This is a genomic window from Lentzea sp. NPDC020367 (assembly GCF_044387305.1).
Lineage (GTDB): Bacteria > Actinomycetota > Actinomycetes > Mycobacteriales > Pseudonocardiaceae > Lentzea.
Map to the genome: position 1 here is coordinate 249,911 of NZ_JBIRVV010000002.1, position 26,690 is coordinate 276,600.

26 protein-coding genes are annotated in these 26,690 nt (G+C 69.8%); 16 read left to right on the top strand and 10 right to left on the bottom strand.

The genetic code is table 11. The features are described from left to right. Nucleotides 1–40: 40 nt before the first annotated feature. On the bottom strand, nt 41–595 hold the full coding sequence (locus ACH413_RS08225) for a TetR/AcrR family transcriptional regulator (RefSeq protein ID WP_360033337.1): 555 nt from the start codon (nt 593–595) through the stop codon (nt 41–43). Nucleotides 596–677: 82 nt separating this feature from the next. Here ACH413_RS08225 and ACH413_RS08230 point away from each other — a divergent pair, with 82 nt between their 5' ends. Then, nucleotides 678–2,045 carry an MFS transporter gene (locus tag ACH413_RS08230; RefSeq protein WP_360033334.1) on the top strand — a complete coding sequence of 456 codons (1,368 nt, stop codon included), beginning with the start codon at nt 678–680 and terminating at the stop codon, nt 2,043–2,045. On the opposite strand, the gene ACH413_RS08235 is transcribed toward ACH413_RS08230, so the two are convergent. After that, nucleotides 1,996–2,154: a hypothetical protein gene (locus ACH413_RS08235; RefSeq protein ID WP_360033331.1), complete on the bottom strand. Its 159-nt coding sequence runs from the start codon at nt 2,152–2,154 to the stop codon at nt 1,996–1,998. The two genes, ACH413_RS08230 and ACH413_RS08235, sit on opposite strands and share 50 nt — an antisense overlap. 19 nt (nt 2,155–2,173) lie before the next feature. On the opposite strand from ACH413_RS08235, the gene ACH413_RS08240 reads away from it, so the two are divergent. Next, nucleotides 2,174–2,788: a hypothetical protein gene (locus ACH413_RS08240; RefSeq protein ID WP_360033328.1), complete on the top strand. Its 615-nt coding sequence runs from the start codon at nt 2,174–2,176 to the stop codon at nt 2,786–2,788. Here the strand turns inward: ACH413_RS08240 and ACH413_RS08245 are convergent. Further along, nucleotides 2,781–2,951 (bottom strand): hypothetical protein, encoded by a 171-nt coding sequence (locus tag ACH413_RS08245; protein WP_360033326.1) that lies wholly within the window; start codon nt 2,949–2,951, stop codon nt 2,781–2,783. The two genes, ACH413_RS08240 and ACH413_RS08245, sit on opposite strands and share 8 nt — an antisense overlap. A gap of 128 nt (nt 2,952–3,079) precedes the next feature. Here ACH413_RS08245 and ACH413_RS08250 point away from each other — a divergent pair, with 128 nt between their 5' ends. From ACH413_RS08250 to ACH413_RS08265, 4 genes are all read left to right on the top strand, one after another. Then, entirely contained in the window at nt 3,080–3,229 is a 150-nt protein-coding gene (locus ACH413_RS08250) for a hypothetical protein (protein ID WP_360033323.1), read from the top strand. 285 nt (nt 3,230–3,514) lie between these two features. Continuing rightward, on the top strand, nt 3,515–6,064 hold the full coding sequence (locus ACH413_RS08255; protein WP_360033320.1) for a glycoside hydrolase family 97 catalytic domain-containing protein: 2,550 nt from the start codon (nt 3,515–3,517) through the stop codon (nt 6,062–6,064). Further along, nucleotides 6,058–8,919: a discoidin domain-containing protein gene (locus ACH413_RS08260; RefSeq protein WP_360033317.1), complete on the top strand. Its 2,862-nt coding sequence runs from the start codon at nt 6,058–6,060 to the stop codon at nt 8,917–8,919. The genes ACH413_RS08255 and ACH413_RS08260 overlap by 7 nt, the downstream gene beginning before the upstream one ends. A 4-nt stretch (nt 8,920–8,923) precedes the next feature. Continuing rightward, entirely contained in the window at nt 8,924–10,210 is a 1,287-nt protein-coding gene (locus tag ACH413_RS08265; protein WP_396424925.1) for a DUF2185 domain-containing protein, read from the top strand. Here ACH413_RS08265 and ACH413_RS08270 read toward each other — a convergent pair. Further along, the gene (locus tag ACH413_RS08270; RefSeq protein WP_360033314.1) at nt 10,203–10,694 is read right to left on the bottom strand and encodes a metallophosphoesterase family protein; all 492 of its coding nucleotides are present in this window, start codon (nt 10,692–10,694) and stop codon (nt 10,203–10,205) included. The two genes, ACH413_RS08265 and ACH413_RS08270, sit on opposite strands and share 8 nt — an antisense overlap. A 97-nt stretch (nt 10,695–10,791) precedes the next feature. Between ACH413_RS08270 and ACH413_RS08275 the strand changes: the two genes are divergently transcribed. The 8 genes from ACH413_RS08275 to ACH413_RS08310 all read left to right on the top strand — a co-directional run bounded on the left by ACH413_RS08275 (nt 10,792) and on the right by ACH413_RS08310 (nt 17,397). Next, nucleotides 10,792–11,454 (top strand): class II aldolase/adducin family protein, encoded by a 663-nt coding sequence (locus tag ACH413_RS08275; protein ID WP_360033311.1) that lies wholly within the window; start codon nt 10,792–10,794, stop codon nt 11,452–11,454. Then, on the top strand, nt 11,451–12,332 hold the full coding sequence (locus ACH413_RS08280) for a VOC family protein (protein WP_360033308.1): 882 nt from the start codon (nt 11,451–11,453) through the stop codon (nt 12,330–12,332). Before ACH413_RS08275 ends, ACH413_RS08280 begins: the two co-directional genes overlap by 4 nt. A 9-nt stretch (nt 12,333–12,341) precedes the next feature. Beyond that, entirely contained in the window at nt 12,342–13,583 is a 1,242-nt protein-coding gene (locus ACH413_RS08285) for an aromatic acid/H+ symport family MFS transporter (RefSeq protein WP_360033305.1), read from the top strand. Then, the gene (locus ACH413_RS08290; RefSeq protein ID WP_396424926.1) at nt 13,580–14,341 is read left to right on the top strand and encodes a 2-keto-4-pentenoate hydratase; all 762 of its coding nucleotides are present in this window, start codon (nt 13,580–13,582) and stop codon (nt 14,339–14,341) included. The genes ACH413_RS08285 and ACH413_RS08290 overlap by 4 nt, the downstream gene beginning before the upstream one ends. 1 nt (nt 14,342) lies before the next feature. Further along, nucleotides 14,343–14,540 (top strand): tautomerase family protein, encoded by a 198-nt coding sequence (locus ACH413_RS08295; protein ID WP_360033302.1) that lies wholly within the window; start codon nt 14,343–14,345, stop codon nt 14,538–14,540. Further along, on the top strand, nt 14,537–15,973 hold the full coding sequence (locus tag ACH413_RS08300) for an aldehyde dehydrogenase (RefSeq protein WP_360033299.1): 1,437 nt from the start codon (nt 14,537–14,539) through the stop codon (nt 15,971–15,973). The genes ACH413_RS08295 and ACH413_RS08300 overlap by 4 nt, the downstream gene beginning before the upstream one ends. 24 nt (nt 15,974–15,997) lie before the next feature. Then, nucleotides 15,998–16,570, top strand: coding sequence for a PadR family transcriptional regulator (locus ACH413_RS08305; protein WP_360033296.1), 573 nt, complete (start codon nt 15,998–16,000; stop codon nt 16,568–16,570). A 71-nt stretch (nt 16,571–16,641) separates the two neighbouring features. Further along, the gene (locus ACH413_RS08310) at nt 16,642–17,397 is read left to right on the top strand and encodes a Ku protein (protein WP_396424927.1); all 756 of its coding nucleotides are present in this window, start codon (nt 16,642–16,644) and stop codon (nt 17,395–17,397) included. Here the strand turns inward: ACH413_RS08310 and ACH413_RS08315 are convergent. Both ACH413_RS08315 and ACH413_RS08320 read right to left on the bottom strand, forming a co-directional pair. Further along, the gene (locus tag ACH413_RS08315) at nt 17,390–18,049 is read right to left on the bottom strand and encodes a serine/threonine protein phosphatase (protein WP_360033291.1); all 660 of its coding nucleotides are present in this window, start codon (nt 18,047–18,049) and stop codon (nt 17,390–17,392) included. The genes ACH413_RS08310 and ACH413_RS08315 overlap by 8 nt on opposite strands. Before the next feature lie 70 nt (nt 18,050–18,119). After that, nucleotides 18,120–19,058, bottom strand: coding sequence for a YafY family protein (locus tag ACH413_RS08320; protein ID WP_360033288.1), 939 nt, complete (start codon nt 19,056–19,058; stop codon nt 18,120–18,122). A 43-nt stretch (nt 19,059–19,101) separates the two neighbouring features. On the opposite strand from ACH413_RS08320, the gene ACH413_RS08325 reads away from it, so the two are divergent. Beyond that, on the top strand, nt 19,102–20,178 hold the full coding sequence (locus ACH413_RS08325) for an epoxide hydrolase family protein (protein WP_360033285.1): 1,077 nt from the start codon (nt 19,102–19,104) through the stop codon (nt 20,176–20,178). 31 nt (nt 20,179–20,209) lie between these two features. Then, nucleotides 20,210–22,816, top strand: coding sequence for a BTAD domain-containing putative transcriptional regulator (locus tag ACH413_RS08330; protein WP_360033282.1), 2,607 nt, complete (start codon nt 20,210–20,212; stop codon nt 22,814–22,816). Here the strand turns inward: ACH413_RS08330 and ACH413_RS08335 are convergent. The 4 genes from ACH413_RS08335 to ACH413_RS08350 all read right to left on the bottom strand — a co-directional run bounded on the left by ACH413_RS08335 (nt 22,796) and on the right by ACH413_RS08350 (nt 26,681). Then, nucleotides 22,796–24,343, bottom strand: a complete 1,548-nt coding sequence (locus tag ACH413_RS08335) for a PQQ-binding-like beta-propeller repeat protein (RefSeq protein WP_360033279.1) — start codon at nt 24,341–24,343, stop codon at nt 22,796–22,798. The two genes, ACH413_RS08330 and ACH413_RS08335, sit on opposite strands and share 21 nt — an antisense overlap. Before the next feature lie 72 nt (nt 24,344–24,415). Continuing rightward, nucleotides 24,416–25,447, bottom strand: a complete 1,032-nt coding sequence (locus ACH413_RS08340; RefSeq protein ID WP_360033276.1) for a hypothetical protein — start codon at nt 25,445–25,447, stop codon at nt 24,416–24,418. 45 nt (nt 25,448–25,492) lie between these two features. Next, nucleotides 25,493–25,861 (bottom strand): hypothetical protein, encoded by a 369-nt coding sequence (locus tag ACH413_RS08345; RefSeq protein WP_360033273.1) that lies wholly within the window; start codon nt 25,859–25,861, stop codon nt 25,493–25,495. A 46-nt stretch (nt 25,862–25,907) separates the two neighbouring features. Further along, the gene (locus ACH413_RS08350; protein WP_360033270.1) at nt 25,908–26,681 is read right to left on the bottom strand and encodes a TetR/AcrR family transcriptional regulator C-terminal domain-containing protein; all 774 of its coding nucleotides are present in this window, start codon (nt 26,679–26,681) and stop codon (nt 25,908–25,910) included. Nucleotides 26,682–26,690: the final 9 nt, after the last annotated feature.

The window sequence follows — 26,690 nt, forward strand, 5'->3', positions numbered from 1 at the left end:
GTCAGCGTTGTTCCACTTGACAACGTTCTGCGGACAAACCTCAGACGAGCGGCCCCGTCTGCTCGGTGAGCTTCAGCAGCAGGTCACGGGTGTGGTCGCGCTCTTCGTCCGACTCCTGGCCGCGCCACAGCAGATCCGCCAGCGTCACTCCATCGAGTGCACGGGAAATGAGGTCCGCCCGCTGCGGGTGCAGGCCGTCCGAATCGGTCTGCTGCCGCCAGCGGGTCGCCGCGACGTCCATGCGCTGCTGGAGTTCCGGAACGCCGAGCAACGCCGTTACGACAGACGGGTGAGACCACAGGTCGTCCGGCACGAACGTCGCCCTGATGTGCGCGCGGGTCCAGCGGCCCGGTGTGTCCTCCGGTTCGAGCAGGCTTTCGACCGTCGCGTCGTAGTGGTCGAACCACTCCTCGATCAACCCGACGATCAACGCCTGCTTGGTGCGGAAGTGGTGCAGCAGGCCGCCCTTCGAGACGCCCGCTTCCTTGGCAACGGCGTCAAGGCTGATGTTCGGACCTTGCTCGCTCAACGCGCGCGCGGCCGCTGCGAGCACCTCACGGCGGGTGCGGGGCGCGTTGCGCTGCTCTCCGGGCATGTGATCAACCTAGCGGTTGCTTAGCCGACCGTCCAGACGGTACGTTATTTGCAGACCAGATGGTCGGCTAAGGGGGTTCGTCATGCGGAAGTGGGCAGCGCTCGGCGTGCTCGCGCTCGCGTTGTTGTTGATCGCGGTGGACGGCACGGTGCTCGCCTTGGCGATCCCGGCGCTTCAGCACGAACTGGCGCCCACCGCCGCGCAGGTGCTGTGGATCGGCGACATCTACTCGTTCGTGCTCGGTGGCCTGCTGGTCACGATGGGCACGCTCGGCGACCGCATCGGCCGCAAGAAACTGCTGCTCCTGGGTGCCGCCGGGTTCGGGGCGGCGTCGTTGCTGGCCGCGTTCGCGCCCTCGGCCGGGTGGCTGATCGCGGCCCGTGCCCTGCTCGGCGTAGCGGGCGCGACGATCATGCCTTCGACGCTGTCGATCATCCGCAACCTGTTCACCGATCCCGTCGAACGCAGGCGGGCGGTGGCGGTGTGGGCGGCGATGGCCACGGCCGGCGCGGCGCTCGGGCCGTTGGTCGGCGGCGTGCTGCTGGAGCACTTCTGGTGGGGGTCGGTGTTCATCGTCAACCTGCCGGTGATGGCGGCGCTGCTCGTGTTCGGCGCGTGGTGGCTGCCGGAGTCCCGTGACCCGAACCCCGGCCCGTTCGAACTGGTCAGCGCAGTGCTGTCGGCGGTCGGCGTGGTGCCGCTCGTGTACGCGATCAAGGAGGTCGCACTGGTCGGCCCGACGTGGATCGCGTTGACGGCCGGACTCGTCGGCGTGGCGGGGCTGTGGCTGTTCGTGCGACGGCAGCAGACGTCCGCGCACCCGATGATCGACGTCGCGCTGTTCCGCAACCCGGCGTTCAGCGGCGCCGTGGGCGCCACGATGATCGCGATTTTCGCGCTGACCGGGCTGGTGTTCTTCCTGTCGCAGTACTTCCAGAACGTGCTGGGCTACTCGCCGCTGGAGGCCGGGCTGCGGGAACTGCCGCTCGGTGTCGCGGGCATGCTCGTGATCGCGTTGATCGGACCGGTCGTGCGCAGACTCGGCGCGGGCCGCGCGATCGCGGCCGGCCTGCTGGTCAGCGCGGCCGGACTGGCGATCATCGGTTTCTCGGCGCAGTACGGCGCGATCGCGGTGGCGTTGGTGGTCATCGGAGCCGGTGTCGGGCTCGCACTGACCCTGACCACGGATGCCGTGGTGTCGGCCGTGCCCGCGGACAAGGCCGGTGCGGCGTCCGCGGTGTCGGAGACCGCGTACGAACTGGGCGCGGCGCTGGGCATCGCGGTGCTCGGGACCGTGCTGTCGGCGTGGGCCGCCACCGGCACGTTCACCGAAGCCATGCAGGGCACGGCGTTGGTGGCGGCGGCGCTGCTCGCGGTGGCGGCCTTCGTGGCCTACCTGCTCATTCCGAGCGGGACGCCTCGGCCAGCCGTTCGTGCAACCGTTCCCTGATCTGGTCCGGTGTGTAGGCCTCGCGGCGGCGCTGGTTGCGGGCGACGACCACGCCGCTCGCCGCGACACCCGCGAAAGCGGCGATGCCGAGCAGCTTCCAGAGCTTCATGTGCCTAGGCTAGTCGGTCATGGCGACAACACTGGACAAAGCCGTCGAGATGACCCGCACCGGCGACGTGTGGGTGTTCCGCGGGCGCAGTGCGGCGGACCGGGCGATCCAGGCCATGACGAACAGCCCGGTCAACCACGTCGGCATGGCGATCGTGATCGACGACATGCCGCCGCTGATGTGGCACGCCGAGCTCGGCAAGTCCCTCAAGGACATGTGGTCGGGCACCCATCAGCGCGGCGCCCAGCTGCACGACCTGCGCGACGCCGTCGTGACGTGGCACGACAAGTACGGGCAGCGGGCCTGGTTGCGGCAGCTCGACCACGAGGTGACGCGCGAGATGGAGGACGCCGCGCTCAGGACGGTGGCACGGCTGGACGGCACGCCGTTCCCGTCCACCGCCAAGCTCGCCTCGCGGTGGGCACGCGGGCGGATTCCGTTGCGACCCAAGGGAGACGCGACCATCGAGAGCGCGTTCTGCGCGGAGATCGTGGCCGTGACGTACGAGGAGATGGGGCTGCTGCCCCAGCGCAGGCCCAACTGGTACGACCCCGGCCGTTTCTGGAGCGGCGACGACCTCGACCTGCTGGGCGGTGCCAAGCTCGGCAGGGAGATCGAGATCGTCGTCATGTGAGCGCCGCGCCGACCAGGACCAGGCGCAGCGTCCGTTCCGCGGCGTCGGTGAGGAGTTCCGCGGCGGTGGCGATCGTGCCGGCGAGTGCGATGACGGGCTTGCCGTGTCCAGCGCGGCCGAGCCGTGAAGCTCGGATGAAAGAGCCTTCATCCGATGCCGTCACACGTTCAGCGGGTTCGTCAGTCTCCGGCCACAGTCATCCTGATACGAGGCACAGACGTGGTGAGGGAGCTCCCGATGCGTCCAGACCCCTTCAACGAATTCCAGGCCAGAGCGCAGAGAGATCGGGAAATGGCGAAGAGGCGCGAGGAGAGCGAAGCGGGCCTCCGGCGTCAGATCGAGGCCGGAGGCCTCGACGTCGGCATGGTGGTGATGGCGGTCGTCGTCCTCGTCGCCCTGCTGATCTTCTTCCTCGCCATCACCCCGTCCGGGACCTGGTGAACCACCAGACGTACGGCAGGAACAGCTCCAGCAGCGGGAACTCGCGGCGGTGAGATCAACCGAACTGGACGACAGCACGGCAATGGCGGCACGGCCACGAGGATCGTGCCGGTGCGGGCCGACGGCCGCATGCGACCGACAACGCCCCAGCCGGACCAGTCCCGCATGAGACCAAGACGAAGATCTCTTCATCTGTCCGCAAATCGACTGATAACTATCAGCCTCTTGACCGGGAACGAACGGCCCCACACGATGGGAGCGGTCTCACACCGGGAGCTGACAACGATGTCACGACTGCTCGTACTCGTGCTCGCCCTGCTGTTGCCCGCCGCGCCCGCCGTCGCCGCACCCGTCGGCTGGACGGTCACAGGCCCTGGACAAGTCGCCGCGGAAGTAGCCCTGAACAGCGGAAATCTGACTCTGACCGTGCGCAGGCAAGGCAGAACGGTGCTCCAGCCCGCCGCCGTCGGCCTCACGACGACCACTGCGGACCTCACGAAGGACCTGACGTCCACCGGACGCAGTGACCGCGTTGTCATCGACCGCTACACCATGCCGACCGGCAAACGGTTGCAGCGCACGACCCGCATGAACGAGGCCACGTTCGGCTTCCGCAACGCGAGCGGCAGCTTCGACCTGGTCGTGCGCGCCTCGGCGGACGGCGTCGCCTACCGCTACGTGCTGCCCGCCCCGGCGACGATCACCGGAGAGGCGTCGAGCTTCAGCGTTCCCGCCGACTCCAAGGCGTGGCTGCTCCCCTACAACGCCTGGTACGAGGCCAACCGCGTGCGCACGACCGCGGGTGAGGCCACCGGCGACTTCGGCTACCCGTCGCTCTTCCAGACAGGGCAGGACTTCGCGCTGCTCACCGAGTCCGATGTGGACGGCCGGTACTCGGGCAGCAGGTTGCGCAAGAGCGGCAACGGTTTCCAGGTCGTGCTGGCCGACGCCCAGGTCGCGTCGACCGGCACGACCCCGTGGCGCACCGCGATCGTCGGCGACCTCGGCACGGTCAGCACCTCCACGCTCGTGGACGACCTGGCCAGTCCCGCGAAGTTCGCCGACCAGAGCTGGATCAGGCCGGGCAAGGTCGCGTGGTCGTGGCTGAGCGAGCACTCGAGCCCGGGCGACTTCGCGCGGCAGAAGCAGTACGTGGACTTCGCCGCCCGCAACGGCTGGGAGTATGCGCTGGTCGACGAGGGCTGGAGCGCCGCGTGGGTGCCGGAGCTCATCCGGTACGCCCGCGCGCAGGGCGTGGAGATCCTGCTGTGGCTGCGCTGGAGCGACCTCGACACCCCGCAGGAACGCGACACCGTGCTGCCCAGGATCAAGCAGTGGGGCGCGAAGGGCGTGAAGCTCGACTTCATGGAGTCCGACTCGCAGGACCGTTATCGCTGGTACGACGCGGTGTTGCAGAAGACGGCCGACCTCAAGCTGATGGTCAACTTCCACGGCTCCACCATCCCGCACGGCCTCGCGCGCACGTGGCCGCACGTGCTCACGATGGAGGCCGTGCGCGGCGCCGAGAACTACCCGCCCGCCGCCAACAACCCCGTGCAGTTCTTCACCCGCAACGTCGCCGGGTCGATGGACTACACGCCCGTGTCGCTCGAAGTCGGCACGAAGGAGGCGTCGATCGCGCACGAGATCGCGCTTCCGGTCGTCTACGAGTCGGGCTGGACGCACTTCGCGGACAAACCCGAGGCCTACGAACGGCATCCGCAGGCGTTGCGCTATCTCGACCAGATCCCGACGGTCTGGGACGAGACCAGGCTGCTCAACGGCGATCCGGACTCGCACGCCGTGGTGGCGCGCCGCAACGGCGACCGGTGGTTCGTCGGCGGCATCGCCTCCCAGGAACGCACTCTCCAGGCACCGCTCGGGTTCCTCGGCGGCGGGCAGTGGCTGGTGGAGACCGTCCGCGATCCCGCCATCCGGGCCGACGTCCTCCGCAGCGGCCAGATCCTGCGCAGTTCCGACACTCTTTCCGTGCCGGTCAAGCAGAACGGCGGCTTCGCGGCGGTCATCTGCCGCTACCGGCCGGGGTTGCAGACCTGCGACCAGCCGATCAGGCAGGTCCCGAAGACCACGCTGACCGTCACGCCGACCGGCCAGGTCGACACCCCGGCGGGCTCGACCGTCGAGGTGGCGGGCACGTTCACCAACGGCGACAAGGAGATCCGCGACGTCAAGCTGACCGCCGTCGCACCGGAGGGCTGGTCCGTCAGCGGTCCGGCCGTGCAGCGCGGCAAGCTCGCACCGGGCGAGTCGATCAGCGGGAGTTGGCAGCTTCGCGCCGGCACGCAGGTCGGCCCGGTGGACGTGCCGATCGTCGCCACCTTCGGCACCGTGCACGTCGAGCAGGCGGTCAAGGCGTTCGTGCCACCCCCGACGCCGGCGAACGGCGCCCAGGTCAGCGATCTGCCGTTCATGAGCGAGACCAACGGCTGGGGCCCGGCGGAACGCGACAGGTCGAACGGCGAGAACACCGCGGGTGACGGCAACGTGCTGTCCATCGGCGGCACCACCTACACCAAGGGCATCGGCACGCACGCGCCGTCCGAGATCTCGGTCTACCTCGGCCGCGGCTGCGAGCGCTTCACGGCGAAGATCGGCCTCGACGACGAGACCGAGCAGCCGGGTTCGGTCGCGTTCCAGGTCTACGGCGACGACAAACCGTTGTACGACAGCGGAGTCCTGGTGGGCAAGGGCGCGGCGGTGCCGATCGACGTCGACGTCAGCGACGTCCGGATGCTCAGTCTGCGCGTCACCGACGGTGGCGACGGCCGCAACTTCGACCACGCCGACTGGGCGGAGGCCGCGCTGACATGCTGATCAACCGCAGAACGTTCCTGGTCGCCACAGGTGTGCTGGCGGTCGCGCCAAAGGTCTCGGTCGCCCAACTCAAGGACACCTACTACGAGGTGCTGCTCAGGCACACGAAGTGGGCCGAGACGCAGTACGACGCCACCGCCGGACGGTATCGGCGCACGGACTTCGGGTTCGCGGTCGTGCTCGGCAACGCCGTCCTGCTCACCCGAGGCAGCTACGACGCGTCCCTGGCGGGCGTCGAGAAGGACGTTCTGCGCGACCACACGCTCGCCACGATCAAGCACTTCGCGGCGAGCAACGTGCTGGCGGGCGGCACGGAGTGGGGCAAGACCCTGTTCTGGGACACCACCTTCCAGTCCTACTTCGTGCTGGCCGCCCGCCTGCTCTGGCCGGACCTCGACGCGCAGACCAGAGCGAACGTGGAGGTGATCGCGCGCGGCCAGGCCGACTACACGACGTCGCTCGGCACCGGCAACGACCCGCGTTCCGGCAGCTGGACGCCGAACGGGCTGACCGGCGGCCATCGGGGCGACACCAAGCTGGAGGAGATGGGCGTCTACGCCCAGGCGCTCGCGCCCGGCCTGGCCTGGCACGGCGACGGAACGGGCTGGCGCGAGGCGTTCACCCGCTGGAGCCGCAACGAGGCCGGGCTGCCCGCCGCCGACCTCGCCAATCCCTCCACAGTGGACGGCACGGCGATCTCCGCCAACACCGCCACGAACCTGCACGACACGTTCATCGTCGAGAACCACGGCTCGTTCGGCCCGCACTACCAGGAGGAGCTCTGGCGCACCTCCGGCCGCAACGCCGTGCACTTCCTGCTCGCCGGACGGCCGCTGCCCGAGGTGCTGACCAAGCAGCCCAACGGGGAACTGTTGTGGCGCACCATCCTCGCCACGATGAGCGACGCCGGCGAGCCGTTGATGCCGATGGTCAACGACCGGGAACACCTCTACGGCCGTGACGTCATCCCGCTCGCCTTCCGTTCCACGGTGCTGCGCGACCCGATGGCGGCGTGGGCCGAGTCGGCACTCGCGTCCCGGCTGCTCGCCTACCAGGCACATCCGCCCGTGTACCGGCTCGCGAAGTTCTCCGGTGAAGCCAAGTACGAGCCGGAGGCACGCGCGGAACTCGCGATCAGCTACCTGCTGCACGAGCTGCGCCCACCGGTGGCGCCGGCGCCGGACTTCTTCGCCCGCGCCGCGATCACGATCGACCACGGTGCCGACCCCGGCCTGCTGACCCACCAGTCGGCGGCCGCGTGGGCGGGCACGGTGACCAAGCCGGGATTCACGAAGCTCGCCTGGCAGCCCGCGCACGACGACTGGCTGTTCAAGATCAGCGGTGCGACCCCGATGCTGCTGCCGCCTGTCGCGGTCACGGGTCGCAATGCCGTGGTGTACCAGCGGATCCGAGACGGCTTCGACGGCACCGCGAGCCTGCTGCGGTTCGCGGACGGGTTCGCCGGCACCGCCACCCTGCCGACCGGCACGATCGTGTGCGCGCTCCCCCGCCCCGGCCGGGTCGACGTGCACAACCTCGCGATGGCCGGGATGCCGGGGCTAAGCGGCTCCCGCACGTACACGGGCTCGACGGGCCGCGTCACGGTCCAGGCGCGCGAAGGCTTCCGCGTCGACGAACTCACGTTCCCGGCGACCTCCGCACGTCACGTCCGCATGCTCGGCATCACCCCGCACTCCACCTACGGCTACTCGCTGTTCGAGTTCGAGGCAGGTCAGGGCACGGCGTCGGCGTCGTCGTTCGATCCCGGCTACGAACCGGCGAAGGCAACGGACGGCAACGCGGCGACGCGCTGGGCCGTCGCCCGTGCCGAACGCGGCCGCGCGGACAGCTGGATCGCCGTCGACCTCGGCGCCGCCACGACCGTGCAACGCGTGCGCTTGCGTTGGGAGGCAGCGGCCGCGGTCGCGTACCGCATCGAGACCTCGCTGGACGGCGCCACGTGGACGACGGTGGCCGAGTACCCGCGGCCGGACCTCAGCACGCCGGGCTGGCTCGACGTGGACGGCCGGGCGGGGTTCGTCGCACGCTCCGCCGAGCCGATCACGGTGCAGGGCGACACGATCACCGTCCCCGCGGGCCTCGTCGAGGGGTACGTCCGCGCCGATCTACGAGCGATCTCCGCGCAACCTGCTCCCGAGTGCCCGCCAGGGGTGCGGGCGAGCACGGCGGACGGGTACCTCAGCCTGTTCAACCTGTCCGGCGCCGACGTCACCGGAACGGTCCGGCTGCGCGGCACCCGGCTGTACCGGGGCACGCAGGTCACCACCCGCGACGGCACCGAGTACGCACTGACCCTGCCCGCCGCGACCGCGCGGATCGAGGCGCCGTGGTTCACCGCCCGCGGCCTCCCCGCGGGCATCACCGCCGTCGTGCACGACGCACAACGGGTCACTTTCCGCGGCGGCCCCGCCATGTTCGTGCTGACCCACCGCGACGGCCGCAGCCTCCCGGTCGTCCTGGGCAAGGCCGAGCGCACCGTGACCATGCCGCTGACCACACCGTTCCCGATCAACGACCTCGCGCTGGGCCGCGTCACGTTCCCGAACTCCGTGCTGCCGCCCGGGATGAGCGACCCGGCCGCCGCCGTCGACGGCGAGCAGCGCACCGCGTGGAAGCCGGGACCGAACGGCCGCATGGTCGTCGACCTCGGCGCGACCTACGCGATCGGCGACGTCGGTCTGCAGTGGACGATCGGGCCGGTGCCGCCGCACACCGTCACGTACAGCGTGGACGGAAAGACCTACGGTGCGGACACCACCGCGCGGTACGTCGCTGTGTCGACCGGCTGGCGGCCAGGCCACGCCTCGCTGCGCGGTGTCGTGGTGCGACGATGAGGACATGCCGGAACTGCTGGGGACCGCGTCCTTTCCGTCGGGTGAGCTGCTGCTGGTCGACAACCAGCTGGAGTGGACAGGCGCCTGGCCGCCGTTGAACGAGAACGACTACGCGTACGAGGGCGTGATCGCGGCGGCCAACGCCGCCGACTTCGAGATCGTCGGGCCACAGGCGGCGGAGGTCGCCGGTGCGCTGAACCTCTCGTTCCTCAAGGGCCGGTACGTGTTCGACGTGTCCGAGGACGGGGAGCCCGTCGTGTCGGCTCTGGCCAGGGCCAGCCTCGACGCCTCGCTGCGGCCGCTGCCGCGGATGGCGCACGAGACTCGGGCCCGGGTGCTGCTCGACGACCGGCCCGGTGGTGCCGAGGTGCCGTTCGACGGGGCGTGGGCGGTGGCGGTGCGCGGGATGCCGGCGGGACCGTTGCGCGTGCTGGGCGAACGGGACGGCGAGGCGTGGAAATCGGTGTGGGTGCAGTGCGCTGATGGCGTCGTCGCCTCCTCGGCCGAGTGCGGGCACGTGCTGACCAAGTGGGAGCAGTTGCTGTTCGCCGACGTGCAGGCGCTCAGCGGCTGGAACGTCCACGAGGCCGTCGACGGCCTCTACGACCTCCTGCTGATGGGCTTGGAAGAGGCCGACGAGATCGCCGCACACGCGTCGGTGCCACCGTCGCGAACGGGCGACAGCTGGCGCTGGAGCAACCTGTCCTTCCGCGAGGCGCGGAACCTGGAGGAGGAACTCGAACCGTCGCTGGCCACGAGCTGGGGCTCCTCGGTCCTGTTGCTCGCGCACAACCACCACATCCTGCTCAGGCGGCAGATCGAGTCCTCGTCGACCGGGTCCGGCACGGTGGAGGTCGGCGGCGCGGCCGTGACGAGCTGGGACCTGGCGGGCAACGGCGCGTTCCCCGTCTACCGCGACCTCGCCGCGGACGGCACGCTGCTGCGGGTGCGCGTGGAGTTCGGCGGGCAGGAGATCGTGCCGGCGGAACGGAAGTACGAACGGCTGTGGTTCGGCGAGATGGCGAAGTGGGTCGTCGCGACGGGGCGGGTGATGCACGACGGTCTGCCCATCGGGCGGCTGCACCGGGAGACGCCGAAGGACGAGCAGGACAGCGGCTGGCGGGTGTTCGCGGGCGACGAGACGCCGGAGTACCTGGACGACCGCCACAACATCTGGGGGATGTACCTGCGCGAGCTGCTCCTGGGCGACCGGGCGCTGGAGCAGCTGGTCAGCGAGCCGGTCGGGACCGCGTTCGAACGGACCGGCAGCGGATTCGCGCGCGTCAGGTGACCGGCACGATCCGAGCGTCCACCAGGACACCGTCCTCGATCTCCAGCAGCCCGATCGTCCCCTGCGGCTGACGCCGTTTGTCCGTGGGCGAGCCGGGGTTGAAGACCCGGACCCCGTCCTCCTGCTCGTCCCACGGGATGTGCGAGTGCCCGAACACGACGAGCCGGGCGGCGGGGAACCGGCGGCGCATTCTCGTCATCCGGCCGGCCTTCTGGCCGCTGTCGTGGATCATCGCGAACGGCAGCCCACCGATGTCCGCCTCGACCACGTCCGGCGCGCCCCACGCCACCACGTCCGGGCCGTCGTTGTTGCCGCACACGGCGATGACGGGCGCGTACTGAGCCAGTTCGTCCAGGACCGGTGCCACGCAGACGTCTCCGCCGTGCAGGATCAGGTCCGCCGACCGCAGGTGTGACGCCACCGAGGCAGGGCACCGCTTCCAGAACCGCGGCGCGTGCGTGTCGGACAGCACGACGACTCTCACGGCTGCGACCGTAGCAACCCCCGACACATATCTGTATCGATAGAAATATCGTCGACGTCTAGCGATAGGTATCTCCATACACGTATGGTCCGACACCATGAAGTCACGCGAGGTCGAAGAAGACCTGCTGGACGCGGCGCTGACCACCGCACACGCAGGGCTGGTCACGGCGTTCGGGCACGTGTCGGTGCTCACCGGCGACCAGGTGTTGATCACGCCGCCGCAGCCGTTGGGCACCATCACCGATCGCGCCGTCGCGCTCGACCTCGCGGCTGACGAACTGCCCGAGGGGACGCCGAAGGAGGCGTGGATCCACCTCGCGGTCTACCACGTCCGGCCGGACGTGCGGGCGATCTGCCGGGCGCAGCCCGAGACGGCCACCGCGCTGGCCTCGGCGGGCGTGCCGATCCGGCCGTTGCACGGGCAGGGCGCCTTCCTCGGGCCCGAGGTGCCCGTGTTCGACGACCCGCGGCTCGTGCGGGACCGACAGCGCGCCGAAGAACTTGCCGCTCAACTCGGCCCAGCACCTGCGCTCCTCATGCGAGGCAACGGCGCGGTGACCGTCGGCGCCGATGTCGGGCAGGCCGTGGCGCGGATGTGGCTTCTCGAGGTGTCGGCGCGGATCAACGCGCAGGCCGCCGCCGCCGGACGGCCGCGTGCGTTGTCCACGGACGAACAGGCGGCCTGGCTCGCCGCCGAGACCGAACTGCTGAGCCGGCTCTGGGCACACCTGCGTGCCGACCGAAGGGGACAGTCATGATCACGTTGCACGACATCGCGTACGTGCGTTCCGGTACGGCGGACATCGGCGCGGCGGTGGCGTTCGCCGTCGACGTCGTCGGCATGGAACTGGTCGCGCAGGAGGACGGGGTCTCCTACCTCCGCGCGGACCGGCGGCACCACTGCCTGGCGTTCGAGGAGGGCGAGGCCGGGGTGCTCGCCTCCGGGTTCAGCCTCAAAGGTCCCGCCGAACTCGAAGCGGCCGAGAAGGAACTCGAAGCGGCAGGCGTGGAAGTCGCCCGTGGTACGCCGAAGCAGGCGCGGAGCAGGCGCGTCGAGGACTTCATCGCGTTCGACGACCCGTTCGGCAACCGCGTCGAGCTCGTGCACGGCCAGGTGCAGCTCGCCCGTCCGGTCCACTTCGGACGGACGGCGGGGATCACCGAGTTCGGGCACATCTGCTTCGACGCGCCGGACGTCAAGGAGGCGTACCGGTTCTGGTCGAAGCTGTTCAACGTCAAGGTCTCCGACTGGATCGGCGACTGGGCGTGCCTGATGCGGTTCGACCCGGTGCACCACAAGCTCGCGGTGTTCCGCGGCAGCGAACCGGGGTTGTGCCACATCAACTTCCAGGTCGACTCGCTCGACGACGTCATGCGCAACTGGCGGTTCCTGCAGGCGCGGGGCGTGGAGATCGAGATGGGGCCGGGCAGGCACCCGCAGTCGACCGCGATCTTCGTCTACTTCAAGGGGCCGGAGGGCCTCACCTACGAGTACTCCTACGGCGTCCGGAACCTCGACGACGACTGGGTTCCGCGGGTCTTCGACCCCACCGAGCCGGACGCGATCGACATGTGGCACGGGCCGACCCAGCGCGTGCAGACCCAGCCCCAGATTCGCCGTCCCCTCAGCGCGTAAGGAAGCGTCATGCGTTTGCTGATCATCGTTTTATGCGGTCTCGCCCTCGCTTTCGACGGTTACGACCTCGTGGTCTACGGCACCACCATCAAGGCCCTGCGTGACGAGTGGGGCATCAGCGCGGCGCAGGCGGGCACGATCGGCAGTGCCGCGCTGGTCGGCATGCTCGTCGGCGCGCTGCTCGTCGGCACGCTGACCGACCGCTGGGGACGGCGCAGGACCTTCCTGTTCAGCGTCGCGTGGTTCTCCGTGCTGATGGCGGCCTGTGCGGCGGCCACGTCCCCCGACATGTTCCTGACGCTGCGGTTCCTCGCGGGCATCGGTCTGGGCGGGCTCATGCCGACCGCCGCCACGCTGACGATCGAGTACGCGGCCGAGAAGCACCGCGCTTTCACTTACGCCGCAATGCAGTCCGGGTACGCGATCGGCGGCATCATGGCCGCGACGCTGGCGATCCCGTTGCTGCCCACGGCGGGCTGGCGGGTGATGTACCTGATCGGGGCCGCGCCGCTGGTCGTCGTGCTGCCCCTGGCGTTCCGCTACCTGCCGGAGTCGCTGGAGTACCTGGTCTCACGCGGCCGTCACGACGAGGCGAAAGCGCTCGCCGCCCGGATCGGCGTCCCGGTTCCCGCACCGTCCGAACACACCGGTAGTGGCGTGCGCACGCTCGTCCAACGGCCCTACCTGCGGCGCACAATCCTGTTCTGGGTGGCGTCGTTCTGCGGCCTGCTGCTGGTCTACGGCCTGAACACGTGGTTGCCGGAGATCATGCGCGCGTCCGGTTACCCGCTGGGTTCGGCGTTGAGCTTCCTGCTGGTGTTCAACCTCGGCTCGGTCGTCGGCGCGCTGCTGGGCGGGCGACTGTCCGACCGGCACGGCGCGAAGCCGATCATCCTCGGCTCGTTCGCCCTCGCGGCGATCTGCGCGGCGGCGCTGAGCACCAACCCCGGGCAGGTCGCGATCTACGCCCTGATCGCCGTCGCCGGGTACGGCACGATCGGCACGATGCACCTGATCAACGCCCACGTGACCAGGTCCTATCCGGCGAGCGTGCGGGCGACGGGCATCGGCTGGGCGCTCGGTGTCGGCCGGCTCGGCGCGATCCTCGGCCCCGCGGTCGGTGGCCTGATCATCGACTCCAGTCTCGGCGCCGGCTGGAACTTCTACTTCTTCGCCGTCGTCGCCGTCCTGGGCGCGGCCGCCGTCGCCGCCTTCCCCCGCACCCGTGAACTCGCTGGAGCCCCCGCGTGAACTGGACCATCGACAGCGCCGCCGCGGAACTGCTGCGACGCGAGGACGAGCGCGTCGACGGCGAGCCGTTGAGCGACACCTGGCCCGAACTGGACCTGGACACCGCCTACGCGATCCAGGACGAGACGCTCCGGCTCAGGCTGGCACGGGGCGAGACCTTGATCGGTGTGAAGCTCGGGCTGACGTCGCGGGCCAAGCAGCAACGGATGAACGTCGACTCACCGCTGGTGGCGTGGCTGACCGACGCGATGGTGCTGCCGCAAGGTGTTCCGGTGCCGACGCTCATCCACCCGCGCGTCGAACCCGAGATCGCCTTCGTGATGGGACGGGAACTCGCCGGGCCGGGTGTGACCGCGGCGACGGCGATCTGCGCGGTCGAGAAGGTCTTCGCAGGGCTGGAGATCATCGACAGCCGCTACCGGGACTTCCGCTTCACACTGCCGGACGTGGTGGCGGACAACGCTTCCTCCGGCGCGTTCGTGACGGGGAGCATCGGCCGCTCCCCCGGCTTCGACCTCGCGCTGGAGGGCTGTGTGCTCTCGTCCGGCGCGTCGATCGTCTACACCGCGACCGGTGCGGCCGTGCAGGGTCACCCGGCCGAAGCACTCGCGTTGGCCGCGAACACGTTGGCACGCAGAGGAAAGCGGATCGAGGCGGGCTGGATCGTGCTGACCGGCGGCGTCACGGACGCGGTGCCGCTGGAAACGACCGTGTCCGTGGAGTTCACCAACCTCGGCCGACTGACCGTGGGGAGCTGACATGCCGATCGTGCGCATCGAAGTGGCACAGGGCCGTGACCCCGAAACCCTGCGCAAGGCGTTGCAGACCGTGCACGAGGCGGTCCGCGACGGCTTCGGGGTCCGGGACGAGCAGGTTCGGGTGCTGCTGACCGAAGTGCCGCCACAGCACTGGAGCGCGGGCGGGAAGACGTTGCTGGAACGGGAGTGGGAGCGATGAAGAGCATCAGGCACGTCATCGGGGGCGTCGAGACCGACTCGGCGGACGGGGCGACGTTCGAGGACGTCGACCCGTACACGCAGGAGGCCTACGCGACCGTCGCCCTGGGCGGCGCCCGCGAGGCGGACGAGGCCGTGCAGGCCGCGCGCAGGGCGTTCGACGAAGGCCCGTGGCCGCGGATGTCGTTCGAGGAACGCGGAAAGCTCCTCCACCGGCTCGCCGACCTGATGGACGAGCACACCGACGAACTCGCGCTGGCCGACACCCGCGACATGGGCAAGCCGATCACCGCCGCGAAGTCCAAGGACGTGCCGCGCTCGGCGCTCAACTTCCGCTTCTTCGCCGACCACGCCAGGCTTTCCGAGTCGCAGCACCTGCCGTCGGCAACGGGCCACCACACCTACGTCCAGCACGCGCCCGCCGGGGTCGTCGCGGCGATCGCGCCGTGGAACTACCCGCTGATGCTGGAGACGTGGAAGGTCGCGCCGGCGCTGGCGTGGGGCAACACGGTGGTGCTCAAGCCCGCCGAGGACACCCCGCACTCCGCCTACCTGCTCGCGAAACTCGCTTTGGAGGCAGGGATTCCGGACGGTGTGTTCAACGTCGTGCACGGCTTCGGGCCCGGTTCCGCGGGCGAGGCCCTCACGGTGAACCCCGCCGTCGACCGCATCACGTTCACCGGCGAATCGGGCACCGGCAAGGCGATCGCGCGGGCGGCGTCGGCGAACCTGACCCCGGTGAGCTTCGAACTGGGCGGCAAGGGCTGCAACCTGGTCTTCGACGACGCCGACCTGGACAGCGCGGTCCAGTGGGCGGTCGAGGCGGCGTTCGGCAACGCCGGCCAGGTGTGCCTCGCGGGCTCGCGGCTCTACGTGCAGCAGGGCGTGCACGACGAGTTCGTCGAGCGCTTCGCCCAGGCGGCAACGGCTTTGCGGCTCGGCGACCCGAAGGATCCCGCCACCCGGATGGGCCCGCTGGCGAGCGAAGAGCACTACCGCAAGGTCACCGGCTACCTCGACGCCGAGGCCACCGGGCACGCCAAGGTGCTCGGTGGCGGCGGCGCACCGGGCTGGTTCGTCCGGCCCGCCATCGTCCTCGATCCCCCGGCGCACTCCCCCGTGCTGCGCGAGGAGATCTTCGGCCCGGTGGTGACGGTCACGCCGTTCGCGACCGAGGACGAGGCGGTCAAGCTCGCCAACGACACGCCGTACGGCCTCTCGGCGATGCTGTTCACCGAGAACCTGCACCGCGCGCACCGCGTCGCAGGCAGTCTGAACAGCGGAAACGTGTGGGTGAACTGCTTCTTCGTGCGTGATCTGCGGGCACCGTTCGGCGGGTTCGGCGCCTCCGGCATCGGCCGTGAAGGCGGTGCGCACAGCAAGGAGTTCTTCACCGAGGCGAGGACCGTCACGATGCGTATCGCCACGGCCTGAGGCAGAAAACGTTAACATCGATACATGTCTCTTCCTCACGTCTTGCTGGGCGTCCTCGAAGCGCGGCCGATGAGCGGGTACGAGCTCACGCAACTCTTCGGCGCCTCGACGCGGTGGGTGTGGTCGGCTCCGCAGAGCCAGATCTACCCGGCGCTCAAGAAGATGGAGGAGAACGGCCTGATCGAGGGCGAGGAACAGCAGCGCGGCACGCGGATGACCCGCACGGTCTACGCGATCACCGCCGCGGGCATGGCCGAGCTCAGGGAGTGGATCGGCACACCGCTGCCGATCCCTCCCTCGCGCGACGCCCTGGAGGTGCAGGCGCTGTACTTCGACCTGGTGCCGGCCGAGTCGGCCAAGCGCGTGCTGAAGGAGTTCATCAGCGAGCAGGAGGACGCGCTGGAGCACGCCGAGGCGCACCAGGCCCGGCTGCTGGCCAAGGACACCGAACTGCTCAGGGAACGCATGAGCAAGCGGCCCGTCGGTGAGCACGACCGGATGGCGCGGCTGAAGGCGCACGTGTTCGCGGGGCACGCGGCGGTGGCACGAACGCGCATCGCGTGGGCGCAGGAGGGACTGCGGCTGCTCGACGAGTAACCGCGCCCTCCGGTGGGTACCTGACCTGTATGGCGAGGGCGATCTGGAGCGGTTCGGTCAGTTTTGGACTCGTGAGCATCCCGGTGGAGCTGTACAGCGCCACCGAGGACCACACCGTGCACTTCAACCAGTTCCAGCGCGGCACGTCCGACCGCATCCGCTACAAGCGCGTCAACGAGCGCACCGGCCGTGAGGTGCCCTACGACAAGATCGTGAAGGGGCACGAGGTCGACAGCGGCGAGTACGTGGTCGTGGAGCCGGAGGAACTGGACGAGATCGCGCCGGGCCGCAGCCGCACGCTCGACATCGAGGCGTTCGTCGACATCGACGAGATCGACCCGGTGCACTTCCAGAAGACCTACTGGCTGGGGCCGGCCAAACCCGAGTTCTCCCGCCCGTACCTGCTTCTCGCGCAGGCGATGAAGAAGACGAACCGGGCGGGCATCGCCATGTTCGTCATGCGCGGCAAGCAGTACCTGACGGCGTTGACGGAGGACAAGGGCATCCTCGCCGTCCACACGCTGTTCTTCGCGGACGAGATCCGCAAGCCGAAGGACGTGCTGGACGTGCCGCCGGAGGGCCGGGCGCCGCGCGGCAAGGAACTCGACATGGCGGTGTCGCTGGTCGAGTCGATGGCCGACGACTGGCGGCCCAAGGACTACCGCGACACCTACACCGAGCGCGTGAACAAGCTGATCAAGGCCAAGCAGAAGGGCCGCAAGGTCAAGGTCGAGGACGAACCCGCCGAGGCCACCGGGGTCATGGACCTCATGGAGGCGTTGCAGCGCAGCGTCGAGGCCAGCAAGAAGAAGCGGAAGGTCAGCTGACGATCAAAGCCGTCGCGTTGTCGGTGCCGCGGGAGTACAGAGCCGCACGCACCAGACGCTCTGCCGAGGCGTTCCCGGACATGATCGCCTCAATCCCGTTGTGCCCCAACGGTCCGTAGACGCCGTCGGACACGAGAGCGAGCCGCGGCGCGCGAGTCGCCGCACGGCCGATGTTCTCGGACGTGGCGTGGCGGACGGTGTTCGTGACGACGTGCTCCATCCGCGGTTCGGCCTTGATGCCGCGCTCGCGGAAGTACTCGGCGACGGTGTGGTCCGTGGTGAGCTGAACGAGGTCCGAGCCGTTCGAGGCGTACGCGCGGGAGTCGCCTGCCCACGCCACGTCGAAGCCGCCGCCGGGACGGGCCGTGGCGACGACGATCACCGCGTCGCCGGAGTGGACCTGGAGGGCGTCGCGGGCGGCGAGGATCGCGGCGACCGGGTCGGTGAGCAGGGCCGCGGCTCGTGCGGCCGCCCACGCTGCCTCAGCGGCGGCGGGAGAGTCGCCCACGCCGTCGGCGACCACGAAGGTGCGGCGGTTCCACGCGAAGGCGTCGGCGTTGTACTTGCGCGGCCCACGTTCCGACGCGTGGGTCACGGTGAGCGCGGTGCCCAAAGGAACGGTGGAAAGCGGCATGGTGCGATCGATCAGCATGGCGGACCTCCCTGACCTCCACTAAGCCTTGCGCGCCTAGGAGTCTGCTGTCAGGACCCTGAGAAATTCTCTAGAACTTCGCCGCCCTGCGAAACCGGTCCGCTGCCTGGAGCAACGCGGTGGCCAGTTCCGGTGGGGAGACGACCTCGAACTCGACCGTGATGCTCGCGAGCATGAACACCACGTCGTCCATCGTCTCGCCTCCGACCCGCACCTGGCACGACGTTTCGTCCACAGCCAAAACCTCGCCGTAGCTGCGCCACCCCACGGCCTCCGACGCGGGCACGCTCAGTCGTACGACGCCCTGCACCGGCCACCGGTCGGCAACGCGCGCCGCCACGAACGCCCCCGCGTCGCCGCCCGGAATCTCACGGGGCGTGAAGCGGGCGCCGAACGGGGTCCGCACGCTCATCCGATCGAGCCGAAAAGTCCGCCAGTCCTCCCGCACGAGGTCCCACGCGACCAGATACCAGCGCCGGCCCCACGTCACGAGCCGATGCGGCTCGGCCTCGCGCTGCGACTCCTCCCCCGCGTGCCCGACGTAGCCGAACCGGATCCGCTGCCGGTCGCGGCAGGCCGTCCCGACCAGCGTCAGCAGCCCGGCGTCGACCAACGGAGGCGCCGAAGTGTGCGGCACCGTCGCGATCTCCAGTGCCGCAACCCGGTGTCGCAGCGCGGAAGGCAGCACCTGCTCGACCTTCAGCAACGCGCGCACGGCCGTCTCACCGATGTTCTCGATGCCACTCGCGGTGCGCAGCCCGACCGCCACGGCCACAGCCTCGTCGTCGTCCAGCAGCAACGGCGGCAACTGCGCGCCCGACCCGAGCCGGTAGCCACCGCCCGACGTGCCCATGGACGCGTGCACCGGGTAGTCCAGCGAACGGAGCCGGTCGACGTCACGGCGCACGGTGCGTGTGGTGACACCCAGCCGATCCGCGAGCTCCGCACCGGACCACTCACGGCGCGACTGCAGCAGACCGAGCAACTTCAACAAACGAGCAGAGGCCACTGTAGGACCATAACTGTCCTACAGTCGAAATAACGTCGTCAGCATGAAGCCGTTCGAGATCTCCATTCCCCAGTCCGACATCGACGACCTGCACCGCCGTCTCGACCAGACCCGCTGGCCGACCGAACCGACGGGTGCGAGCTGGGCCCAAGGCACGCCACAGGACCGCCTCAAGGAACTCGTGGAGGCGTGGCGGAACTTCGACTGGCGCGAGCAGGAGCGGCGGCTCAACAAGTTCCCGCAGTTCGTCACCGAGATCGACGGCGCGCAGCTGCACTTCATTCACGTCCGCAGCGCCAACGAGAACGCCGAACCACTCCTGCTCACGCACGGCTGGCCGGCGACGGGCTTCGCGTTCGACGAGATGATCGAACCACTGGCCCGCGACTTCCACCTGGTGATCCCGTCGGTGCCGGGCTTCGGCTTCTCCGGCCCCACCACGGAACTCGGCTGGACCATCCCCCGCGTGGCGAACGTGTTCGCGGAACTCATGCGGCGCCTGGGTTACCAGAGCTATCTCGCGCACGGCTACGACTTCGGCGCCAAGCTCACCCGCGAACTCGGCCTACGCGACGAGGTGAAGGCCATCCACGTCAACCAGATCTTCTCAGCCGGTGTCACCCAGGAGACGGCGGACATGGAGGTCGAGGCCGAGCGGAGGTCCGTGGAGAAGGCTTTCCGGTACGAGTTCGAGCAGTTCGGTTACGTGTCGATGCAGAGCACGCGGCCGCAGTCGGTGGCGCACGCGCTCACCGACTCGCCGGTCGCGCAGCTGGAGTGGATCGAATGGGCGTTCCACACGTGGAGCGACCCGGAGATCGGGGTACCCCTCGACGCGCTGCTGACCAACGTCTCGATCTTCTGGTTCACCCGGACAGCGGGCTCGTCGGCGCGCTACTACCAGGAGGGCGACGAGACGTGGGGCGAGCTGGAACCGCCGTCGGCGACACCGACCTCGGTCGCGGTGTTCCCGCACGACGTGGGCGTGCCGATCCGGCGGATGGCCGAGCGCAACCACGCCGTCGTGCGGTGGACGGAGATGGCGCGGGGTGGGCACTTCGCGGCGTTGGAGGTGCCGGAGCTGATGGTCGCGGAACTGCGAGAGGCGTTTCTTTTGTGAGGTCCCCGCTGGAGCGACTACGGTGATCACCGTGCGGTTCACGGTCTTCGGCGGGGTCTCGGCACGATCGGGCGATCGCACGACCGAGTTCGGCCCGACCAGGCTGGGGGCCCTGCTCGGCGTCCTGCTCGTGGACGCGGGCCGGGTGGTGAGCGCCGACGACCTGGTCGAGCGCGTTCTGGGCGACGCGCCGCCACCCCGTGCCCGCGCGATGATGCAGACGTGGCTGACCAGGCTGCGGCACTCGTTGCCCGGCCTGGTCGAACGCGACGGAGCCGGCTACCTGGTGCGGGTCGATCCGCTGGAGATCGACCTGCACCTGTTCCGGCACCTCGTGCGCACCGGCCGCACCACCGAGGCCCTCGCCCTCACCGGAAAACCCCTTCTGTCCACACTGGACACACCGTGGGCGCGCCAGCAACGCGCCAGCTTCGCGGACGAACTGCTCGCCGCGCGACTCGACCACGTCGACGCCCGGCTGGCCAAGGGCGAGCACTCGGCGCTGGTGCCCGAACTGCACGCGCTCGCCGCCGGGCGCCCGCTGGACGAACGGATCGCGGCCCAGCTGATCGAGGCGTTGCACGGCAGCGGACGCGCGGCGGAGGCGTTGCGGCACTTCGAGATCGTGCGCGAACGACTGGCCGGCGAACTGGGCGCCGAACCGTCGCGGCACCTCGCGACCCTGCACCGGCGGCTGCAGACCGCCACGGCACCGCGGCAGCTGCCGGCCGCGCCCAAGCCGTTCACCGGCCGGGCGCTGGAACTCGCGGAGCTCGACCGGGAACCGAACGGCGTCGTGGTGATCACCGGCACCGGCGGCGTCGGCAAGACCTCGCTCGCGGTGCACTGGGCGCACCGCGCGGCGGCCAGGTTCCCGGACGGCCAGCTCTACGTGAACCTGCACGGCTTCGGGCCGAGCGGAGCGGCGGTGAGCCCCGGCGACGCGCTGCTGCGGTTCCTCTCCGCGCTCGACGTGCCGCGCGCCCAGGTGCCGCACGACCTCGCCGGGCAGTCGGCGTTGCTGCGGGACGCGCTCGCGGACAAACGCGTGCTCATGTTGCTGGACAACGCGACGGACGCCGACCAGATCGAGCCGTTGCTGCCGCGCACGCCGAACGCGCACGTGGTGATCACGAGCCGTACGACGCTGAAACCCGCGCACTCCCACGCGTTGCCGTTGGGACTGCTGCCGCCCGACGACGCCCGTGAACTGCTGGCCGCCCGCATCGGGCACGACCGCGCGCGAGCGGAACCGGACGCGGTCGACACGGTGGTCCGCCGCTGCGCCCGCCTGCCGCTGGCGCTCGCGGTGGCCGGGGCGCGGGCGGCGACGCAGCCGGAATTCCCGCTGGCGACGCTGGCGGACGAACTCGCCGACCTCGACGCGTTCGCCGACGACGATGACGTCACCGCGGACCTGCGTTCGGTGTTCTCCCACTCCTGCAAGGCGTTGAGCCCCGCGGCGCTGCGGCTGTTCCGGCTGCTCGGTCTCATGCCGGGCTCGGACATCAGCCTCGCGGGTGCCGCGTCACTCGCCGGGCTCGGCGAACGGGAGACCGGGACGCTGCTCGCGGAACTGGCGCGGGCGAACCTGCTCGACGAGCCCGAACCGGGCCGGTTCACCTGCCACGACCTGCTCCGCGACTACGCGGCCGAACTCGCCCTCGCCGGCGAACGGGACGAGGCGCTGCACCGGTTGCTCGACCACCTCGCGCTGACGAGCGTCGAGGCAGGCGTCGCGTACACACCCAGCCGCCGGCGCCCGGCGACACCGGAACCGGCCGCGGGCGCGGTGGTCGGGCGGTTCGGCACGCACGAGGAAGCGCTGGCGTGGCTGATGGCCGAGCACCCGGCGCTGATGGCGGCGATGCCCCACGGCACCGCGACCCAGACGTGGCTCATGGGCTGGTCGCTCGCCGACGCGCTGGACCGCCAGGCCCGCTACCGGGATCTGCTGACCTCGCAACAACTCGCGGTCGCCGCGGTCGAACAGCTCGACGACACCGACGGCCTGGGCCGCACGCTGATCAACCTCGGCCGCAGCCTGAGCCGCATGCGCAGGCCCGACGAGGCCACAGCCGCACTGCGCCGCGCGTTCGACGTCTACGAGGGCGACCCGGCGGGCCAGGCCGGGGTGCTGCTGAACATCGCGATGCTGACCCCGGACGACCGGATCGCCGAGGCGCTGGAGCACACCCGGCGCGGGCTCGCGTTGTTCGAGGAGTGCGGCGACGCCTACGGGCAGGCCAACGCGCTGACCGGGCTGGCGTGGGGCCACGGCAAGCTCGGCGAGTACGCGGAGACCGTGCGGTACGCCGAACGCGCGATGCCGATGTGGCGGGAGATGGACCACCTGATCGGCCAGGCCGAGGCGTGGGACAACCTGGGCATGGGTCATCTCGGGCTCGGCGAGCACACGAAGGCCGCCGAGGCGTTCACCCGGTCCTCCGAGATGTTCCGGCTCGGCGGCGACCTCATGCACGAAGCCGGTGCGTACGAACAGCTCGGCGACACCCACGCGGCCGCGGGTGACGCCGAGCCTGCTCGAGCGGCCTGGCAGAAGGCCGTCGAACTGCTTGCGGAGGCAGGCCTTCCGACCGACCTCGTGCGCGCGAAACTACAAACCGAACGCGAGTAGCACGCTGCCGTTCGGGCTCGTGAACTCCGGGTAGTAGCCGGACTGCACGTACACCATGCCGTCCGACACCACCGCGCCCGTGCCGGGACCGGACATCGTGCCGCCCCGCCCGGTCAGCCCGTTGACACCGCGAACGTCCTGCACGGTGTCGTAGGTCCAGACGATCCTGCCGGTCTTCGCCTCGTACGCGCGGAACTTGCCGTCCGCGGCGCCGAGCCAGACCACGCCCGGCGTGCTGGACACCGGCAGCCCGTGCGCGCGTGCGCAACTCGGCTGGCCAGCGGCCCCGCCCGTCGTGCAGCCGTCCTCGGGCGCCGGGGTCTCCCACAGCACCTGGCCGGCGCCGGGATCGACCGCGAAGAGCTTGCCCGGTTCGGCGTAGTACGTGGCGATGTAGAGCCGCTTGCCGTCGTAGCTCGATCCCCACTGGATGCCGGAGACGCCACCGCTGGGCAGCGGCACGCCGAGCTGACGACGCCACACGACCTGGCCCGTCGAGGCGTCGAACACGTGGTACACACCGGACTTCTGGCCGACGCCGACGAGCTGGCGCCCGTTGACGGAGAACAGGTTCGGCGTGGCCCCGATGTCGTAGTCGAGGTTGGTGCCGTCCTTGAGTCCCGGGCAGTAGCCCTCGGCGTCGGGCGTGTTGCACGCGTCGCGCCACGTGTCGGCGTCGGTGACCTGGTTGGTCCACTTCACCGCGCCGGTGCGGGCGTTCAGCGCGAGCAACGAGTCGAACTCGCCGCCCTTGCCGGTGTAGTTCTGGCCGGTGCCGACGTACAGGGTGCCGGTCCTGCGGTCGATCACCGGCGAGCTCCACACCCCGGCGCCCGACGGCTCGAACCGCTTGGCGCCGTTGGGCCACGTGCCGACCTGGACCGGTTCCGGCACCGTGTAGTGGCGCCAGACCCGCGCGCCGGTGTCGATGTCGTAGGCGTCGATGTGGCCCCGGAACGTGCAACAGTCGTGCGTGACCGGCAGCGTGTTCTCGGCACTGGACGTGCCCACGTACAACAGTCCGTTGTAGACGATCGGCGAGCTGGTCGTGGTCGAGGCGATGCCGTCGTCCATCTGCACCTGCCACCTCAACCGGCCGGTGCGCTGGTCGAGCGCGTAGAGGCGGCTGGAGTTGTCCCCGAAGAAGACCTTGCCCTCGGCGACCGTCGGTCCGTCGGAGTTGTAGGTGTAGTGGGCGGCCGTCGGGAGCGTGAACTCCCACTTCGCCCTGCCGGTGCGCGCGTCCCTGGCGTAGAACTTCCGGTCAGGGCCACCGAAGTAGATCGTGTCCCCCACGACCGCCGGCTGGCTGCGGACGCCGTTGAACTCGCTCTTCGGATAGGCGAACGCCCACTTCAGCTTGAGCTTGCCGGCGTTGCCCGCGTTGAGCCGCCACTCCGCGGCGTTGTGCCGGGATCCGTTGAGGTCCTTCTGCCACCCCGCCCAGTCGCCGTTGGCGTGCGCCGTCGCGGGTGCCGCGGTCAGCAGTACTAGCGCCGTCGTGAGCAGCGCTGTGGTCTTGAGCATGAGTTTCCCCCTTCCACCACCCACCCTGTCAGCGGAGGAAGGGGGAAACACCCAAAGAAGGTCTCGGGGAAATTAGCCGATCGGTTGATGCGTCACGACGTCGACGCCGGGAAAACCCTTGCTGACGATCGGGTTCCGCCGGCCGTTGAGGTACTGCTGGAAGAACGCCGGGACGTACGTGGTCGCGATCCCACGTTGCTGCTCAGGGGTCAGCACGGCGGCCGGGCAGGTGCTGTCGTTGTCGTAGGACCACTCAGTGTTGAAGTAGTTGTGGTTGGCGTTCCTCGGCGTGACCTTGTGGATCGGGACGACGTTGCGGCCCTTGGCGTTGTCGATGTACGTGCCGCCGTTGACGGCGCCGTCGCAGCTGCCGGTCAGGACGGCGAACGGCGTCCTGGTGATGCGGTAGTCGAGGTTCTCCGGCGCCTCCGGGTCCGGCGCGTAGTAGTCGGCGGGTGCGAGCGGGAGCACGGCCTTGATCTTCACCCCTGTCGGCAGTTCGCCCGCGTGCTTGTCCGACGCCTGGTAGACGGCGCCACGGCCGCCGCGCGAGTGTCCGAGCGTGCCGACGTTCGTGAGGTCGACGTGCCCGCGGAACCCCGGCAGCTTCAGCGGGCCCTTGCCGTCGTTGAGATCGCGCCACAGCTCCAGGTGCCTGCTCATCACCGCCGCCCTGGCCACGTCCGCGATCTCGCCCATCTCGCCCGCGTTGACGCCGTTCACGCTCACCGACACGACCACGAAACCCTGCCGCGCCAACTCCTCGGCGAGGTAGTCGTACCCGCGGTAGCTCGGGAACGCGTCCCCGGCAGGACAAGGCCACTTCCACTGGTCGTCGGCGCACGGCTTCCAGTAACCGTGCGCGAGCAGCACCAACGGGCGTTTGCCGACGAGCGTGCGCGGCGCGTGCACGACCGCGGTGAGCTCGAGATCCGCGACGGGTCCGTCCGGTTCGGTGTGAAAGCCGGGCACTTGAAAGGCCCGGTCACCGAGCGAGTACTCGACCTTCCTGATGCCGGAGCCGTGCTCGGGGGCCGCAGAGGTGGTCGGCGCGGCCAGCACCATCGCCATCACGACGGCGGCCGCGGCTTTTCCGATTGCCATGTGCTGATCTCACCCGGAACTTGTGGTGGTCCTGTGAGGGAGCTGTCACGGTTCTGCCACAGCGAGGTGGCCCGCGAACCTCCCGAACCGCTCCGCCAGCAGTCCCGTACCGATCGCGCGCCACAGCTCGCGGTGCCGGTCCATCGAGAACCGGTCGTCCACCAGCACCACCACGAACCCCTGCCGCGCCAGTTCCTGCGCGTACACATCGGATCCGCGGACGTTGAACACCACCGGCCGCACGCCGACGATCGTGCGGGGCGCGTGCACCACACCGGTCAGCGAACCGGCTTCGTAGCGCAGGGACATGGTCGCGGGGCGGTAGTCGTCGTCCTGCGCGGGTGCGGCCGCCGTGCTCTGCGCCGTCAGCACCAGGGCGCACGCGACGGCAACAAGAACTCTGCCGAAAACCATGAGCACGATCTCATCGAGTCCGTGTGCACTGAACGTCCGGACTATGTCACGGTTTTGCTACAGCGCCCTCGACACCGTCGAGCAACACTTTCAATCCGCCACGAAAGTTCTCGACGGCGTCGTTCTCCAGATAAGGCAGTTCTGGATCGATCGGCTCTCGATCGTTCTCCAGCAAATGCAGCATCGGGAACTTCTTCGCCAGGTCAGGCTCGATCTCCAGCAGCACGGCGGACCGCGCGTACCACCACTCCTCGTCGGCCTCCCCGGTCGCGCCGCCCGCCGCACGGGCCTCCGCGACGGTCTGGGCCGCGCCGCGCACGAAGTAGTTGACGGCACCGACGATGCCGCGCAGTTCGCGACCGGGCAGGCCGGTCGGCACCAGGATCGCCGCCAGCGCCTCGATCACCGCGAACTCGTGCGGCCCGAGCACCGGGCGGGCCTGCGACACCTGCAACACCCAGGGATGACGGCCGTAGAACTCCCACATGTCCGTCGCCCACCGCGTGACGGCGGCACGCCAGCCGTCGTCCAGTTCGTACGACGTCGGCAGCTCGGCCATCGAGCGGTCGTACATCAGGTCGACGAGCTCGTTCTTGCCCGGCACGTACGTGTAGAGCGCCATGGCCGTGCGCCCGAGCCGCTCCCCCACCGCGCGCATCGAGAACGCCATGCCGTGCTCGTCGGCGACCGCGATGGCCGCGTCGACGATCGCGTCCACGCTCAGTCCGGGCTTCGGGCCGGAACGCTTCTCCGCGACCGACGCCCGCCAGAGCAACTCGATGGAACGGCGTGGATCGCCCTGACCTGCGTAGACGACCACGGTTGCGAC